This window comes from Mesorhizobium sp. LMG17149 (genome assembly GCF_024518695.1).
In the GTDB taxonomy this organism is placed as follows: Bacteria; Pseudomonadota; Alphaproteobacteria; order Rhizobiales; family Rhizobiaceae; genus Mesorhizobium.
On the sequence record NZ_JANIFL010000004.1, the window covers coordinates 353,711 to 369,789 of the forward strand.

The 16,079-nt window shown below is 61.9% G+C and carries 21 protein-coding genes; 14 read left to right on the forward strand and 7 right to left on the reverse strand.

What is annotated here, in order from left to right; all coding sequences use genetic code 11:
- Positions 1-3: 3 nt before the first annotated feature.
- On the reverse strand, positions 4-615 hold the full coding sequence (locus tag NP945_RS10980; protein WP_256746352.1) for a pyridoxamine 5'-phosphate oxidase family protein: 612 nt from the start codon (positions 613-615) through the stop codon (positions 4-6).
- A 73-nt stretch (positions 616-688) separates the two neighbouring features.
- Positions 689-1,042 (reverse strand): gamma-butyrobetaine hydroxylase-like domain-containing protein, encoded by a 354-nt coding sequence (locus NP945_RS10985; RefSeq protein ID WP_013531698.1) that lies wholly within the window; start codon positions 1,040-1,042, stop codon positions 689-691.
- A gap of 199 nt (positions 1,043-1,241) precedes the next feature.
- Between NP945_RS10985 and moaA the strand changes: the two genes are divergently transcribed.
- The 12 genes from moaA (at position 1,242) to NP945_RS11045 (ending at position 10,524) form a co-directional block, all read left to right on the forward strand.
- Entirely contained in the window at positions 1,242-2,237 is a 996-nt protein-coding gene (gene moaA / locus NP945_RS10990; protein ID WP_127270849.1) for a GTP 3',8-cyclase MoaA, read from the forward strand.
- A gap of 88 nt (positions 2,238-2,325) precedes the next feature.
- Positions 2,326-2,760: a hypothetical protein gene (locus NP945_RS10995; RefSeq protein WP_256746353.1), complete on the forward strand. Its 435-nt coding sequence runs from the start codon at positions 2,326-2,328 to the stop codon at positions 2,758-2,760.
- Between the two features lie 120 nt (positions 2,761-2,880).
- Positions 2,881-3,240 carry a hypothetical protein gene (locus NP945_RS11000; protein WP_127269771.1) on the forward strand — a complete coding sequence of 120 codons (360 nt, stop codon included), beginning with the start codon at positions 2,881-2,883 and terminating at the stop codon, positions 3,238-3,240.
- 225 nt (positions 3,241-3,465) lie between these two features.
- Complete coding sequence (locus NP945_RS11005) at positions 3,466-4,386, forward strand: DMT family transporter (RefSeq protein ID WP_127269772.1); 921 nt, start codon at positions 3,466-3,468, stop codon at positions 4,384-4,386.
- Between the two features lie 55 nt (positions 4,387-4,441).
- A complete protein-coding gene (mobA, locus tag NP945_RS11010; protein ID WP_127269774.1) occupies positions 4,442-5,068 on the forward strand; it encodes a molybdenum cofactor guanylyltransferase MobA in 627 nt (208 codons plus the stop codon).
- Positions 5,065-5,574, forward strand: a complete 510-nt coding sequence (gene mobB / locus NP945_RS11015) for a molybdopterin-guanine dinucleotide biosynthesis protein B (protein ID WP_127269775.1) — start codon at positions 5,065-5,067, stop codon at positions 5,572-5,574. Before mobA ends, mobB begins: the two co-directional genes overlap by 4 nt.
- Before the next feature lie 157 nt (positions 5,575-5,731).
- Positions 5,732-6,517: an ABC transporter substrate-binding protein gene (locus tag NP945_RS11020; RefSeq protein WP_027036615.1), complete on the forward strand. Its 786-nt coding sequence runs from the start codon at positions 5,732-5,734 to the stop codon at positions 6,515-6,517.
- Between the two features lie 76 nt (positions 6,518-6,593).
- A complete protein-coding gene (locus tag NP945_RS11025) occupies positions 6,594-7,313 on the forward strand; it encodes an ABC transporter permease (RefSeq protein ID WP_127270845.1) in 720 nt (239 codons plus the stop codon).
- Positions 7,310-8,131: an ABC transporter permease gene (locus NP945_RS11030; RefSeq protein ID WP_256746354.1), complete on the forward strand. Its 822-nt coding sequence runs from the start codon at positions 7,310-7,312 to the stop codon at positions 8,129-8,131. Before NP945_RS11025 ends, NP945_RS11030 begins: the two co-directional genes overlap by 4 nt.
- 108 nt (positions 8,132-8,239) lie before the next feature.
- A complete protein-coding gene (locus NP945_RS11035) occupies positions 8,240-9,109 on the forward strand; it encodes an NAD(P)-dependent oxidoreductase (protein WP_127322083.1) in 870 nt (289 codons plus the stop codon).
- 9 nt (positions 9,110-9,118) lie between these two features.
- On the forward strand, positions 9,119-9,823 hold the full coding sequence (locus NP945_RS11040; protein WP_256746355.1) for a DNA alkylation repair protein: 705 nt from the start codon (positions 9,119-9,121) through the stop codon (positions 9,821-9,823).
- 131 nt (positions 9,824-9,954) lie between these two features.
- On the forward strand, positions 9,955-10,524 hold the full coding sequence (locus NP945_RS11045; RefSeq protein ID WP_306283131.1) for a DUF3299 domain-containing protein: 570 nt from the start codon (positions 9,955-9,957) through the stop codon (positions 10,522-10,524).
- 20 nt (positions 10,525-10,544) lie between these two features.
- On the opposite strand, the gene NP945_RS11050 is transcribed toward NP945_RS11045, so the two are convergent.
- The 4 genes from NP945_RS11050 to NP945_RS11065 form a co-directional block, all read right to left on the reverse strand.
- Positions 10,545-11,036, reverse strand: coding sequence for an Lrp/AsnC family transcriptional regulator (locus NP945_RS11050; RefSeq protein WP_006205209.1), 492 nt, complete (start codon positions 11,034-11,036; stop codon positions 10,545-10,547).
- Positions 11,037-11,144: 108 nt separating this feature from the next.
- On the reverse strand, positions 11,145-11,825 hold the full coding sequence (locus NP945_RS11055) for a uracil-DNA glycosylase family protein (protein WP_256746357.1): 681 nt from the start codon (positions 11,823-11,825) through the stop codon (positions 11,145-11,147).
- Positions 11,765-12,376 (reverse strand): glutathione S-transferase, encoded by a 612-nt coding sequence (locus tag NP945_RS11060; protein ID WP_256746358.1) that lies wholly within the window; start codon positions 12,374-12,376, stop codon positions 11,765-11,767. The genes NP945_RS11055 and NP945_RS11060 overlap by 61 nt, the downstream gene beginning before the upstream one ends.
- Positions 12,377-12,419: 43 nt before the next feature.
- Positions 12,420-13,040: a thermonuclease family protein gene (locus NP945_RS11065; protein WP_256746359.1), complete on the reverse strand. Its 621-nt coding sequence runs from the start codon at positions 13,038-13,040 to the stop codon at positions 12,420-12,422.
- Between the two features lie 75 nt (positions 13,041-13,115).
- Between NP945_RS11065 and NP945_RS11070 the strand changes: the two genes are divergently transcribed.
- The gene (locus tag NP945_RS11070; RefSeq protein ID WP_256746360.1) at positions 13,116-14,636 is read left to right on the forward strand and encodes a HAMP domain-containing sensor histidine kinase; all 1,521 of its coding nucleotides are present in this window, start codon (positions 13,116-13,118) and stop codon (positions 14,634-14,636) included.
- 12 nt (positions 14,637-14,648) lie between these two features.
- Here the strand turns inward: NP945_RS11070 and NP945_RS11075 are convergent, their stop codons facing one another.
- A complete protein-coding gene (locus tag NP945_RS11075; RefSeq protein WP_256746361.1) occupies positions 14,649-15,647 on the reverse strand; it encodes a nicotinate-nucleotide--dimethylbenzimidazole phosphoribosyltransferase in 999 nt (332 codons plus the stop codon).
- Between the two features lie 197 nt (positions 15,648-15,844).
- On the opposite strand from NP945_RS11075, the gene NP945_RS11080 reads away from it, so the two are divergent.
- Positions 15,845-16,078 (forward strand): DUF1289 domain-containing protein, encoded by a 234-nt coding sequence (locus tag NP945_RS11080; protein ID WP_256746362.1) that lies wholly within the window; start codon positions 15,845-15,847, stop codon positions 16,076-16,078.
- Position 16,079 lies beyond the last annotated feature (1 nt).

The following is a 16,079-nucleotide window of genomic DNA, read 5'->3' on the forward strand; positions in this document are numbered from 1 at the left end:
ACCCTACCACATCGTCTTCTTCGCCCGTTCCGGCCATTCCTTGTCGTAGGTTTCGCCGTCGATGTTCTTGCGGCTGGTGATTTCCAGGATCTGCCCGGGCGTCGGCAGCGACTTCGGGTCGACATGCCTTGCCGGGTTCCAGAGCTCGGAGCGGACGATGGCCCGGGCGCATTGGAAATAGACCGAATCGATGTCGACGACGGTTACCGATCGCGCCGCCTTGCCATCCACCATGAATGATGCGCACAGCGCTGTATCCGTCGTGATATGAGCGCGGCCATTGACACGCAGCGTCGTGCCGGAGCCCGGCACCAGGAACAGCAGGCCGACGCGTGGGTCGCGGATGATGTTTTTCAGCGAATCGGCGCGGTTGTTGCCGCGACGGTCCGGCATCATCAGGGTTTTCGGATCATGGATGCGCACAAAGCCGGCGAGATCGCCGCGCGGCGAGCAATCAAGCCCCTCCGGCCCGCTGGTCGCCAGCGCGACAAAGGGCGAGGCTTCGATAAAGGCGGCATATTCGGGAATGATTTGGTCGAGTTCCTTGACCAGCGAGGCCTCGCCTGGAACCCCATAGAGCGCCTCGAGCTGCTCGACCGTGGTGATGACGGACATGTTTTCGCCTCCGAACCTTTGCCGGCGCTACGCCATCTCGATGACGTTTTGACGACAGCGAGGGGAATCAATTTTAGCGGTCCCGGCTCAGGCCCTTTTCCGCAAGCTCCGCGAGATAGGCCTCCCAGCGCGCATCCTTCTCGTGGCCGAGCGTATGCAGGTAATTCCAGGTGAAGATGCCGGTGTCGTGGAAATCGTCGAAGGTGATGCGCACGGCGTAGTTGCCGACCGGCTCTATCTTGAGGATTGCCACATTGCGCTTGCCGGGGACCGTCACCCGCTGATCCGGCGAATGGCCCTGCACCTCGGCCGATGGCGAGGCGACGCGCAGCAGTTCCGCCGGTAATTCGAATGGATGGTGGTCGGGAAAGGTGACGGACAGAAGTTTGCGGTCCTTGGAGACCCTGAGCTCTTTCGGTGCGGTCATGCTGTTCGATCCCGTCTCATCCGCCCTTCCCTACGCCGCTTCGCCAAACGGGAAAAGGCCTGATGAGACCGACCGACATGCGATGTCGGCGCAGAGATGTTACCAAAGATCGAGAGGCGCTATCTTGAATGGCAGGCCGGATCGTATCACATAGCGGTATATAACGAAGCCGTTCACGGCCACAGGAAGCGCTTGAAGCATGGACATGATTGATCCTTTCGGCCGCACGATCAGCTATCTCCGCGTGTCGGTCACCGACCGCTGCGATTTCCGCTGCACCTATTGCATGGCCGAGGACATGGCCTTCCTGCCGAAGAAGGACCTGCTGTCGCTGGAAGAGCTCGACCGGCTGTGCACGGTTTTCATCGAAAAGGGCGTCAGGCGATTGCGCCTGACCGGCGGTGAGCCGCTGGTGCGCAAGAACATCATGCATCTGGTGCGCCAGCTCTCGCGGCATCTCGCCAGCGGCGCGCTGGAAGAGCTGACGCTGACCACCAACGGCTCGCAGCTGTCGCGCTTTGCCGCCGAACTCGCCGATTGCGGCGTCAAGCGCATCAACGTGTCGCTCGATACGCTCGATGCCGACAAGTTCCACAAGATCACCCGCTGGGGCCATCTCGACAAGGTCATGCAAGGCATCGATGCCGCGCAGGCCGCGGGGCTGAAGGTCAAGCTCAACGCGGTGGCATTGAAGGATTTCAACGACGCCGAGCTGCCCGAGATGATGCGCTGGGCGCATGGCCGCGGCATGGACTTGACGGTCATCGAAACCATGCCGATGGGCGAGATCGATGCCGACCGCACCGACCAGTATCTGCCGCTGTCGCTGCTGCGCGCGTCGCTGGAACGCCAGTTCACGCTGACCGACATTCCCTTCAAGACCGGCGGCCCGGCCCGCTATGTCCAGGTCGCCGAGACTGGCGGACGGCTCGGCTTCATCACGCCGATGACGCATAATTTCTGCGAAAGCTGCAACCGCGTCCGGCTGACCTGCACCGGCACCCTCTATATGTGCCTGGGCCAGGAAGATGCCGCCGACCTGCGCGCGCCCTTGCGCGCCTCCGAAGGCAACGAGCTGGTCGCCGATGCAATAGACGAAGCCATCGGCCGCAAGCCCAAGGGCCACGACTTCATCATCGACCGCCGCACCAGCCGCCCATCGGTGTCACGCCATATGAGCGTCACCGGCGGCTGATCTTTTCGTGAAATTCATGCAAGATCGCTTCGGATCATGACTCGAGGCGAGCATGCGGCTGCACTCTTCATTCCTGGCGATTGCGACAATGGCAGCAAGCAGTGCGGTCGCCGCGCCGTTCACTTATGTGAACGAGCGCTTCGGCACCGTCTGCACCTTTCCCGACGAGATCTTCACCGTTCGCCAGCCGGAGCCCGATAATGGCGACGGACAGCAATGGCTGAGCGCCGATGGCGCCAGCCTGATCTGCTCCGGCATCCTCAACATAGACAACGATACGCCGAAGGGCTTTGTGGCGGCCGAGAAGGCCAGCGATGAAGCCGGCTACAAGGTGACCTATGGCAAGGCCGGCAGCGATTGGGCGGTGCTGTCGGGCGTTAAGGATGGAAAGATGTTTTACGAGCGACGTCTGTTTGGGAGAGACGGTATCATCCGCACGGTCTGGGTCGACTACCCTCCGGCCCTGAAGTCGAAATACGACCCGCTGGTCGGCGCCATTGCCGGCAGTCTCAAGGGGTCGTGAAAGTTTCGGACCACACCCCAGAAAAAGTCTTGTTCGCGAACCACAGCCGGATTTACGGCCAGTCTGTTCCAACCTACCCTTTCCCTGGAAGCGGATCTTCGCTCACAGGGGGAATACACCATGCGCAAACTCGTTCTTTCTCTAGCCTTGCTTGGTCTCGCGGCCGTGCCCGCTGCGGCCCAGTCGATCGGCGGCACTTATACGGTCGCCGGCACCAACTTCGACGGCTCTGCCTATGGCGGCGAGGCAACCATCACGCTGACCAGCGGGACGACGTGCGCGATCCATTGGGAAACCGGTGGCTCATCTTCCGACGGCATCTGCATGCGCAACGATGATGCCTTCTCGGCCGGCTATGTCATGGGCAAGGATATCGGCCTCGTCGTCTACAAGATGACGGACGACGGCTCGCTGCATGGTCTGTGGACCATCGCCGGCAAGGAAGGCAATGGCACCGAGGTGCTGACGCCGAAGAAGTAAGTTCTGCCGCCATTGCAGGTGATCTTCTGAGCCACAAACAAGGCTGTGGCCCAGCCCTTTGCTGTTGCTGTTTCACGCCCGGCTGTTACAGGCTTGCTGCCTAAAGCGCGTCGCGTTTGAACGGATTCAGGCGACGCGCTTTAGGTCTTTGTTTCTTATGCGTGTCGTTTCCCCAAAACCGAGGTCACTTTTGGGCGACATGCATTAGCAGAACCGGTAGCCGTCTTGCCCCTGTCACCAAATATTCGCGGCGCGTTGTTCATGATGGTGGCGATGGCCGGCTTCTGCCTCAACGATGCCATCACCAAATACTCGTCACAATCGATGAACATGGCGCAGGTCATGTTGATCCGTGGGGCTTTCGCTTCGCTTTTCGTCGGCTTGCTCGCCTGGCAGCGCGGCGCGCTCGCCCGCCCGGGTTCGATGCTGCAGCCTCTGGTGGCCCTGCGCGTGATCAGCGAGGCCGGTGCCACGGTGAGTTTTCTCGTCGCCCTCGCCCATTTGCCGATCGCCAATGTTTCGGCGGTGCTGCAGGCGCTGCCACTGGCGGTGACGATGGGGGCCGCACTCGTCTTTGGCGAGGCTGTCGGCTGGCGGCGCTGGCTGGCCATCGCCATCGGATTTGCCGGCGTGCTGATTATCGTGCGGCCTGGCTTCGAAGGGTTCAGCATGTACTCGCTGGCGGCGCTGGCCAGTGTCGCCTGTTGTGCGGTGCGCGATCTCGCCACCAAGCGAATTCCCAAGGCCATTCCGACATTGCTGGTGTCGACGGCAACCGCGCTTGCCATGACCATCGTCGGTGCGGCGCTGTTGCCGGCAATGGGCGGCTGGACGCCGATGACGAGGGACAGCACAGCCCTGCTGGCCTTGGCCGCGGTGCTGGTGGTGATCGGCTACCAGTTCATCATCATGGCGATGCGGGCGGGCGACATCTCCTTCATCGCGCCGTTCCGCTATACGGCCCTGATCTGGTCGATCCTGCTTGGCCTGTTCATCTTTGCCGATATCCCCGATCCGCCGATGATCGTCGGCGCCACCATCATCATCGGCTCCGGCCTTTATGCGCTCTATCGCGAGCGTGTGGTCGGCCGGCGAAAGATCGTCGCCGAAAGCACGGGGCCGACCATGGTGCCTGACGGAATCTAGCCAGATCATTGAAGGTTCTTGTGATTTCCGACGGCTGGCGTACAGGCTTCGTGGCATGAAGCGAGACATTGCGGGGATCATCCTGGCCGGTGGCCAGTCGAGACGGATGGGCGGCGGCGACAAGAGCCTGTTGCCGCTTGGCGATGGCTGCCTGCTTGACCAGGTCGTGTCGCGCTTCACCCCGCAAATAGAATCGCTGGCGCTCAGCGCCAATGGCGCCTCTGCGCGATTCCTGCGCTTTGGACTGCCGGTGCTTGCCGACAGCGTGCCCGGCTTTGCCGGGCCGCTCGCCGGAATCCTGACCGGCCTCGAATGGGCCGCGGCCAATACGTCTTGCAAAGCGATCGTCAGTGCTGCCGGCGACACGCCTTTCCTGCCGTTGAACCTTGTCGAGCGCCTGGCAGCGGCCGCCGATCGAAGTCCCAGTTCGATTGCCGTAGCCTGCTCGGCCGGCAAGCGGCACCCGACCTTCGCGCTCTGGCCGCTCGGCTGCCGCGATGCCTTGCGGCACTTTCTGGTCGACGAGGATATCAGGCGGGTTTCGGCTTTCATCGACCGGCACGGTTTTGTCGAGGTGGAATTCCCGGTTCTGCAATCGGCGGGGATCGACCCTTTCTTCAACATCAACGAACCGGACGATCTTGTGTCTGCCGAGCGTCTGTTGCAGAGCATCAAGCCATGAACAGACGCGTCTTCGGCATCACCGGCTGGAAGAATTCCGGCAAGACGACTTTGACCGAAAGGCTGGTCACCGAACTTGTCCGGCGCGGCTGGAAGGTGTCGACGGTGAAACACGCCCATCATGATTTCGACATCGACAAACCGGGTGCCGACAGTTTTCGCCACCGGCAGGCCGGCGCCACCGAAGTCGCGATCGTCTCCGGCGTTCGCTGGGCACTGATGCACGAGTTGCGCGGCGAGGATGAGCCGACATTGGAGACTGTCCTGTCGCGGCTTGCCCCTTGCGACCTGGTGCTGGTCGAGGGCTACAAGCGCGAAGCCCACGACAAGATCGAAACCCGCCGGCTGGATGCGAAGGACCGCACGCCGCTTTCGGCGGAGGATCCCAACATCGTCGCTGTCGCAGCCGATTTTGCGATTGAAGGCGAGCAGCTGCCGGTATTCGATCTCGACGATGCAAAATCGATAGCCGACTTCATCGAGCGCACCACCGGGCTCGTTGCTTGAGCGCTGACGCAACGGCAGAATAGCCTTGCCCATTTTTACGGTTTTGCAGTTGCTTTTTTCTTGGAAAGAGTGGGAGTATCGCGCCAGCGGGCGGTCAAAAGCACCGCCCCACAGAGCCGTTCGGAACGACGGCCGGGACCATAAAGAGAGGACCATCATGCGTATTTCACTGCGTATCGCGCTTGCCGCATCGGCCGCGCTGCTGACGCTCGGCGTCGCCCAGGCCCAGGAAAAGACCCTGAGGATCGGCACCGAAGGCGCTTACCCACCCTTCAACAACCTCACCGCCGATGGCCAGCTTGTAGGCTTCGACATCGACATCGCCAAGGCGCTTTGTGATGAGATGAAGGTAAAGTGCACCTTCGTCGCCCAGGATTGGGACGGCATCATTCCCGCCCTTCAGGCCGGCAAGTTCGACGCCATCGTCGCCTCGATGTCGATTACGCCGGAGCGGATGGAAAAGGTCGATTTCTCGCACAAATACTACAACACGCCGTCGGCGCTCGCCGTGCCGAAGGACAGCACGCTGAAAGGCGTGACCAAGGAAGACCTCGCCGGCAAGACCATCGGCGTCGCCACCACCACGACGCATTTCAACTATGCCTCGAAGACCTACACCGACAGCACCGTGAAGGGCTATCCGAGCAGCCCCGAGGAGCAGGCAGATCTTGCCAATGGCCGTCTCGACGCCATCGAGGACGATATCGTCGTGCTGCAGCAGTTTCTGGATTCGCCTGATGGCGCCTGCTGCAAGATCCTCGGCCAGCCGTCGCCGCAGCCGGTCGAGATCTTCGGGCCTGGCGCCGGCATTGCCGTGCGCAAGGGCGAAACCGACCTGGTCAACAAGCTCAACTCGGCCATCGACGCCATTCGCGCCAATGGAAAATACAAGGAAATCAACGACAAGTACTTCAAGTTCGACGTCTACGGCGCCGAGTCCTGATAAGGTCAAGACGGCGGGGAATTTCCCCGCCGCCTTTCTATTCGTTTCAGGAATGCCGTGGAGATAAGACCGGTCGATGCCAGCCCAGAGCATATGGACACTTCTCAGTTGGGGACCCGAAGGCTGGCTTGACGATATTGCCTATGGCGCACTGATCACCATTGCGCTTGCGCTTGCCACGCTGCCGATCGGATTGACGATCGGCTTTTTCATCGCCCTCGCCAAGCAGTCCGAAGAACCCTCGCTGCGCCTTGCCGCCAACATCTACACCACGGTCTTTCGCGGCCTGCCGGAACTGGTGACGCTTTTCCTGTTCTTCTTCGGCATGCCGATCCTGCTGCAGCATCTCGTCAGGTATTTCCGGCCGGACACCACCATCGACGTCAACAGCTTCGTCGCCGGCATGATCGTGCTTGCGCTGATCTTCTCGTCCTATGCCAGCGAGGTTTTTCTTTCCGCCTTCCGCGCCATTCCCAAAGGCCAGTATGAAGGCGGCTATGCCATCGGTCTTTCGAACTGGCTGACCATGCGCAAGGTGATCGTGCCGCAGCTGCTGCGCATCGCGTTCCCCGGCCTGGAGAACTGCTGGCTCAGCCTGCTCAAGGACACGTCGCTGGTGTCGGTCGTCGGCCTGGCCGAGACGCTGCGCAATGCCAGCATTGCCGCCCGCGTCACCAAGCATGCTTTCCTGTTCTTCGGTGTCGCCTCGCTGGTGTTTCTTGGCCTGGCCGTCCTGTCGTCCTTCGCCACCAGCGCGATCCTGCGCTCGCTTGGCCGGCAGGAGGCGCAGCGATGAGCGCCACGGCCACAATGGTCGAACGTCCGCCGCCACGGGCGCGCGGCTGGCCGCGCAGGCGTATCGCCGGTTACGCGCTGGTCTGCCTATGGATTTTGTTCGGCATTGGCATCGTCAGCTATCTCTTCCTTGCCTGGAATCCCGATTTCTTCGCCAAATATGCGCCCGCCTATTTGAGCGGGCTTGGGGTTACGCTCGCGCTGGTTTCCATATCGATGGTGCTCGGCGCGATTCTGTCGGTGCCCGTCGCTTATGGGCGCATGTCCAAGAACCGGATCCTGTCCGGCCTCGCCTATTGCTACGTCTATTTCTTCCGCGGCACGCCGCTGCTGGTGCAGACTTATCTCGTCTATTACGGATTGGGCTCGTTCAGGGTCGAGCTCCAGTCGATCGGCCTCTGGGACTTTTTCAAGGACGCGTTCAATTGCGGCGTCTTTGCCTTTGCGCTCAACACCGCCGCCTATCAGGCCGAGATTCTGCGCGGCGCCATCGAGAGCGTGCCAAGAGGGCAATGGGAAGGGGCGGCATCGCTTGGCCTGCACAAACTGCAAACCTTGCGCAAGATCATCCTGCCGCAAGCCTTGATCGTCGCCTTGCGGCCCTATGGCAACGAACTGATCCTGATGGTCAAGGCTTCCGCCATCGTCGCCATCATCACGGTCTATGATCTGATGGGCAATGCCAAGCTCGCCTTCGCCAACTCGTTCGACATCCAGGCCTATATCTGGGTCGCGCTCGTCTATCTGGTGATGGTCGAGATATTGCGTCATGGAGTCGAATGGATCGAGCGCCGGATCACCGTTCACCTGAAACGCTGACTATTTTCAAATTCAGCTGCACCAGTCGATCCTGCCCTGCGCATCTTGACGAATTGCGCGCAGAGCCTAGACGTCTCGCAGCAAATTCCGTTTCTGAAGGGCAAGCTCATGGCATCTGTTGCATTTCTCGGTCTTGGCGTGATGGGCTATCCGATGGCCGGGCACTTGAAGAACAAGGGCGGCCATGACGTGACCGTCTACAACCGCACCAAGGCCAAGGCCGAGCAATGGGTTGGCCAGCATGGCGGTAGCCTTGCGGCGACGCCAGCACAGGCCGCCGAAGGCAAGGATTTTGTCTTCTCCTGTGTCGGCAATGACGACGATTTGCGTTCGGTGACGACCGGTCCGGAAGGCGCCTTCAAATCGATGAAGAAGGGTTCGGTCTTCATCGACAACACCACGGCCTCGGCCGAGGTCGCTCGCGAGCTGGCGGCGGCGGCGCAAGTCGGTGGTTTTTCGTTTCTCGACGCGCCTGTCTCGGGCGGCCAGGCCGGCGCCGAGAACGGCGTGCTGACCGTCATGGTCGGCGGCGAGCAGGACGCTTTCGACAAAGCGAAGCCTGTCATCGACGCCTTTGCCCGCATGGTCGGCTTGATGGGATCGGCCGGTGCCGGCCAGCTCACCAAGATGATCAACCAGATCACCATAGCCGGGCTCGTCCAGGGCCTGGCCGAAGGCATCCATTTCGGCAAGAAGGCCGGGCTCGACATCGAGAAGGTGATAGAGGTGATTTCCAAGGGTGCCGCCGGCTCCTGGCAGATGGAGAACCGCCACAAGACGATGAACGCCGGCAAATATGATTTCGGCTTCGCCGTCGACTGGATGCGCAAGGATCTCGGCATCTGCCTGGCCGAGGCCGACCGCAATGGCGCCAGACTGCCGGTCACCGCACTCGTCGACCAGTTCTACAAGGATGTGCAGGCGATGGGCGGCAAGCGCTGGGACACGTCCTCGCTGCTCGCCCGTCTCGAGAAATAGGTTTCCGCGGTGCCAGAGCTCTCGCCTCAATCCAGTGCTGCAGAAATCGTCGCCCATCTGCGCGCTATCGGATCGGAGGAGAACCGCCTCGGCATGTTGCGCTACGGCATCAAGATCGACCGTGCACTTGGTATCACGCACGGCATGCAGCGGCAGATCGCCAGGAAGATCAAACGCAACCACGAGCGCGCCTTCGAGCTATGGGACACCGGCATCATGGAGGCGCAGTTCATCGCCTCCGTCACGGCTGACCCGAAACGGTTTTCTGCTGAAGATGCAAGACGATGGGCGGCTAGTTTCGACTCCTGGGACATCGTCGACGGCGTCTCGGATCTCTTTGTCGATACGGACGCCTGGAAAGAACTGATCGCCGAGTTTGCGGCCGATGAGCGGGAGTTCGTTCGGCGCACGGCCTTCGCCATGATGGCCTGGTCCGTCGTCCACCGGAAGAAGGAGCCAGGGGCGACCTTCCTCTCCTTCCTGCCGATCATCAAAACGCATGCGAACGACAGCCGCAATTTCGTGAAGAAGGCCGTGAACTGGGCGCTTCGGTCGATCGGCAAACGATCGATGGACATGCACGGAGCTGCCCTGGCTGTCGCCGAACGGCTGGCGCAGTCGACCGACAGGACGGCGCGCTGGATCGGCAAGGACGCGGTAAGGGAGCTGTCCAATGCCAAGACGCTGGCGCGGGTCGCCGCAAGGAAAGGCTGACGGCGCGGAAACCCGCTTTCCGCATGTCTGGATCTCGCCGACATGTGATGCGGCCGCCGACATGTGATGCGGCGGGAGCGTTGACGTCGCTGACAGCGGCGTCTTTACTGAGCTTCAAAGGTATGCGGCCAATGAGCAATCCTCCCATATCAATCCTGGCGTTCGCAGCGGCATTGTTTGTGTCCGCGGCCACCGGTGCCTCGGCCGAGACCGCGCACATATTCTGGAAGGATCTGCGTCCGGCTACGCAATCCGCCGCCGAAAACGTCGGGCTGCCGATGATCGCGGAAAAATTGCCCGACCATGGCGAGACGCTGTCCCTCAACCTGCAGGACAAAAGCATTCAGCTAGCCGGCTACGCATTGCCGGTCGATCGCGATGGTGATCTCGTCTATCAGTTCCTGCTGGTGCCCTGGACGGGTGCGTGCAGCCACATGCCGACGCCCCCGCCCAACCAGATTGTCTTGGTCACGCCGGCTCGTCCCTACAAGATGTCCGAGGCGTATCAGCCTGTCGCGGTCACCGGCGCGCTGAAACCGGACATGGAGAAGAGCCAGCTGTTCATCCTCGACGGCGTCAGCGTCATCCAGTCTGGCTACAGCGTCCGCAAGGCAGATGTGGTCGCTGTCGGCAGCGTGCCGGACACCGTCACCCTGCCGGTCAATTCTCCCTGGAGTTTCCTCAACAAAAAGAAGAACTAAGCAGGACAACCTGCTGCAGCTCAGGCGGCGTTGGCACCCGATTCCTTGTCCAGCACCATGTAGTCGAGCGGGATTTCGGTCGTGTACTTGATCTGCTCCATGGCGAAGGAAGACGACACGTCACGGATTTCGATCTTGGCGATCAGACGCTTGTAGAAGGCGTCGTAGGCGGCGATGTCGGGCACCACGACACGCAGGAGATAATCGACGTCACCGCTCATGCGGTAGAACTCGACCACCTCGGGAAACTCCTGGATGACTTCCGAGAAACGCCGCAGCCATTCATGGCTGTGCGAATTGGTGCGGATCGACACGAAGACGGTGACGCGCACATTGACCTTTTCATGGTCGAGAATGGCAACGCGCCGCTTGATGACGCCCTCCTCCTCGAGCTTCTGGATGCGCCGCCAGCAAGGTGTCGTCGACAGCCCGACTTTCTTGGCGACGTCGGCGACCGCGAGTGTCGCGTCCTCCTGCAAGAGGCGGAGGATTTTTCTATCGAGGCGATCCATATCGTGCTCCCAAAGGAATAGAATGCCTATACTCTGCCTTATCCAGGCCTTTCACAAGAAAGGAATTCTGCTGATCGGGCAAAAAGCGAGTGATTTCTTGCTGAAAGGTCAGCCGAGGCGATAGCGGATTTCCGAACGCAGAAAAGGCAGCAAATCCATTTCAAACCATGGATTCTTCTTCAGCCAGCCGGTGTTGCGCCACGACGGATGCGGCAGCGGAAGCACTTTCAGGCCGACGGAATTCTCCCAGATGGCGCGCCAGTCCATCACCGTTTCCGTCAGCGAGGGGCGGCGCGCCGCACCCATGTGCCAGGACTGCGCATAGATGCCGATCGTCAGTACCAGGTCGATCCGCGGCATCAAGGACATCAAGGGCGCGCGCCAGGCCGGCGCGCATTCGCGCCTCGGCGGCAGGTCTCCGCCCTTGGCGTCCTGGCCGGGAAAGCAGAAGCCCATCGGCACGATGGCGAATTTTTCGATGTCGTAGAATTCGTCGCTCGTCACGCCAAGCCAACTGCGCAAGCGATCGCCGGAGGCGTCGGTGAACGGCATGCCCGACAGATGCACCTTGGTCCCCGGCGCCTGGCTGGCGATCAGGATACGGGCGCTGGACGATGGGCGCAGCACAGGTCGTGGCTCATGCGGCAACGGCTTACCGGCCGGATTTTCCACGCAGATGCGACAGGCGCGGACCTTGGCGACGAGGTTTTCGAGTTCGGCAGTCATTCTCAGGCTGATGCGCTCGGCCGGCTGGAGACGGCCTGATGCCAGCGCAACACATTCGCGCAATCATCCGGCACCTTGATGCGTGCCGGCTTCATGAAGTCCACAGCGATCAGGCCGGTGATGTCGGCGATCGAATAGCTGTCACCGGCGATGAACTCCCGGCTGCCCAGTTCTCCATCCAGCAGCCTGAGGAACGCCACGGCCTTCGGCTTGTTGGCCTCGCCCCATTCGGAGACCTGCGGGATTTCCCATTCCTTCATGGCCGGATGGGTGTGCCGGAAGGCCTGCGTGACGCAGCTGAGCAAATTGAATTCCATCCGCCTCTGCCACATCTCGACCTGCGCCTTGCCGAGTGCGCCACGCCCGAACAGGGCCGGTTCGGGATGCAGTTCCTCGAAATAACGGCAGATGGCGACGGATTCCGTGATGACGGTGCCGTCGTCGAGTTCCAGCACCGGCAGGCGCTGCAAGGGATTGCGCGAGCTGACCGCCTGTTGCCTGTGTTCCAGCGCCCCCATGTCGATGGGCACCTGTGGAACTTCGATGCCTTTCTCGGCCAGGAAAACGCGGACCCGCCTTGGGTTGGGCGCTCGGCCACCGTCGAAGAGTTTCATTCCATCCTCCTGTTCGTTCTCGGTTCGGCTTTCAGGACGCGCATCACCAGAAGCGAAAAATCTCGCGGACGGCATCGCCGATCGACGCCAGTGTGCCGTGCTTCTTCTCGACGACTTCGCCGTGATGGCTGTCTCGCCAATCCTGCGGCTGATCGAACGTTCCCGCCCAGATGCCGGCCTTTCCCGCCCGGGCGACGGCCTCCTCGCTCTCGAAGTCGCCATACGCAACCGCCCAGCCCGCCTCGACCTGCGCGCGGTTGAGATCCTTGCCGCCGGCGGTGCAGTCGCCGAGCAACCGGCCATAACGATCACGTTGCCAGCCGGTACAAGAGACGGGCTTGCCGGCGATCAGGCGAACGAGCGACTGGCGCGCAAGCGTGCCGCAGGAATAGTCAGTACCGTTCTTGCGGCAGGTCTGCGTATATTCCGGAGCATCGATGCCGCGCATGCGGATACGCTCGGTGCCAAGCGTGATCGAATCGCCGTCGTTGATGATTGCCACGCCTTGCGTCTTGCGTGTCTCCACCCGGTCGAGGCGGGCCGCCAGCAGGATCAGCAGTCCGAGGATGATGACGGCAAGCCCGTAATCCACCAGCCGGCGCCACAGGCTTCTGGGGCGCGCAACGTATCTCCGGCGCGGTCTTGGCGACCATGAGCGGCTCATATGGCAAACGGTTGGTTAATCATTCGAACGTAGCTTAACACTTGGAAACCGCTGCTCGCATAAATTGAAGTTTTGATGCCCTTGCAACGCTCGAACACAGCGGACAAGTTCATTGTGGACCGCAGGAAACCTCATCGCAACAGCGATGTGGCGCGCGCGGTGCGCAAGACGCGTGACCGTCTTTCGCAGCAGGCCGGCAATCCCGATTTCGATCGTGAACTGCTGAAGCTCCATGCCCGCGCGATGACCAGCGGCGCCATCGCCATCCCGCTTCTTGTTCTGGCGATCGCGGCGGCCGGCCGGCTGGCCGGAATCGGCAACGAGATCGGGCTCTGGGCGCTGTTCACCCTGACCTGCTACACTATCGTTGCCTTCATGGCGCGGCGCATCGAGCGCACGGAAGCTTCCGAGCTCAACCCTTCGCAAGCAGGACGGGAATTCCTGATCGGCCATTTCCTGTGCGGTCTCGGCTGGGCATGGTTCGTGTGGCTTGGCTGCAGCGTCTGCGAGGTCGATCCGTTCCACATCCTCAAAGCCGTAGTGCTGTTGTTCGCCATGGCGGCGACCGCGGTGATGACCTCGTCTCTGCGCGGGGCGCTGTTGGCGACCTTTGCCGTTCCCGCGGCGCTCTACGCTTATGCCGGCGCCAAGCTATGGATGCCGGTCGAGGCGATCATGGCCGCGCTGCTGGTCGTTTCGCTGCCGTTCTTCGCCTATGTGGCCCGTCATCTCAACCACTCGTCCCTGATGATGTTGTCGTTCCGCTCCGAAAAGGATGCGCTGATCGCTGAACTGGAGACGGCGAAATCGATGTCGGACGAGGCGCGGCGGCGGGCCGAGGACGCCAATCTGGCAAAATCGCGGTTCCTCGCTTCGATGAGCCACGAATTGCGCACGCCGCTCAACGCCATTCTCGGTTTTTCCGAGGTGATGTCGAACGAGGTGCTGGGACCGATGAGCAATCCTACCTATCGCGACTATGCCCATGACGTGCACGAATCCGGTCAGCATCTGCTCGATCTGATCAACGAGATCCTCGACCTGTCGCGCATCGAGGCCGGCCGATACCAGCTCAACGAAGAACCGGTGATGCTGCTTGGTATCGTCGAGGACTGCTGTCACATGATGGAGTTGAGGGCGCGCAACAAGGATATCCGGGTCGTCCAGGATTTCGAGCACGAACTGCCGCGCCTTTTCGCTGATGAGCGTGCGGTGCGACAGATCACGCTCAACCTTCTGTCGAACGCGATAAAATTCACCGCTACCGGCGGTGAAATCCGTGTCCGCGTTGGTTGGACGGCGGGCGGCGGACAATACATCTCGATCAAGGACAACGGTCCGGGCATACCGGAAGACGAGATCCCGATCGTGCTTTCCGCCTTCGGCCAAGGCTCCATTGCCATCAAGAGCGCCGAGCAAGGCACCGGGCTTGGCCTGCCGATCGTGCAAGGGCTGCTCGCCATGCATGGCGGCGAGTTCGAACTTCACTCCAAGCTGCGCGAAGGGACGGAGGCGATCGCGATCTTCCCGCTCAGCCGAGTGATGGAGGAACTGCCGGCACTGCCGACCGCGGCGGTGGCGGCTCGACGACGGTAATCCGGCAAGACTCTAGCCACGTACCGCAGCTGCCATGCCCGAACTGGTCAGCGCGGCGGCCTTGACCAGCCCCGCAGCAAGGGCGGCCCCTGCCCCTTCGCCATGGCTGATACCCAAATCAAGCAACGGGCGCAGCCCTAGCCGTTGGGCGGCGCGTGCATGCGCGGGTTCCGGCGACAGGCTGGCCAGAAGGCAATGCTCGAGCGCTGTGGGATTGACGCCATGCAGTACCGCTGCGGCTGCCGTCGCCGCCAATCCGTCGAGCAGCACCGGGATCTTCTGCATCCGCGCGGCAAGGATGGCGCCGGCGATCGCCGCGAATTCACGGCCACCGACCCGGCGCAGCGCCTCGAGCGGGTCGCCGAGATGGCCGCCATGAAAAGCCAGCGCCGCATCGACCACGTCGGCTTTGCGTGCCTGCATCGCCGCATCGGCGCCCGACCCCGGGCCGACCCAATCGGCGCCCCCGCCCCCGAACAGTGCCGCAAACAGGGCGGCGGCGACGGTCGAGTTGCCGACGCCGAGATCGCCGAGACATAAAAGGTCGGTGCCGCCGGCGATCGCTTCCATGCCGAAGGCCATGGTGGCGGCACAGCCACGCTCGTCCAGCGCGGCCTCTTCGGTGATGTCGGCGGTCGGGATATGCAGGGCAAGATCGAAAACCTTCAGCCCGAGATCGTAGGCAATGCAGATCTGGTTGACCGCGGCACCTCCCGCGGCGCAAAGTTCGACCGCGTTGGCGGTCGCCGCCACCGGCCGTGGCGATATGGCGTGGCGCGTGACGCCGTGATTGCCGGCAAAGACCGCCATCAGTGGTCTTGTCACCGCGGGCGGAGCCCGCCCGCTCCAGCCGGCCAACCAGGCGGCGATGTCCTCGATGCGGCCAAGCGAATTGCCTGGTTTATCGGCTTTGGCAAACAGCGTGCGCACGCGGGTCTCGGCTGCCGTGTCGGCCGGTGGCAGGTTGGCCAACAGGTTGCGAAAATCGTCGAAAGGCAGTGCGCTGGTCATCTTGTTATCGATCATTCCCTGGAGTTGGTGAGCGGCATAGCCGCCTTGCGGGGTTGGCACAACCTCCGGGATGATGGGCCTGCATTTGCCGCAAAGCCGGCCCCGAAGGGCGCAATCGCGAGGGCTTGCATTGGCTTTGCCATTGCACCATGTGGAGGTGGAACAAGGGATTCCGGATGGAAGCCCAAGAGAAAGTCATGACGGCCATCGAATCCCCGTGCATCCTGGTCTGTTCGATCGACATGAAAACCGGCTTCTGTTTCGGTTGCGGTCGCACGCGCGAGGAAATCGGCGCCTGGATCGGGATGACGACGGAAACGCGCCGCAGCGTCATGGCGCAATTGCCGGCCCGGCTGGAGACGGTCGAACGCCGGCCGCGCCGGGAAACTCGCCGCACCCGTATGGCGCGCGAACGCGACGCGCCGTCGTGAG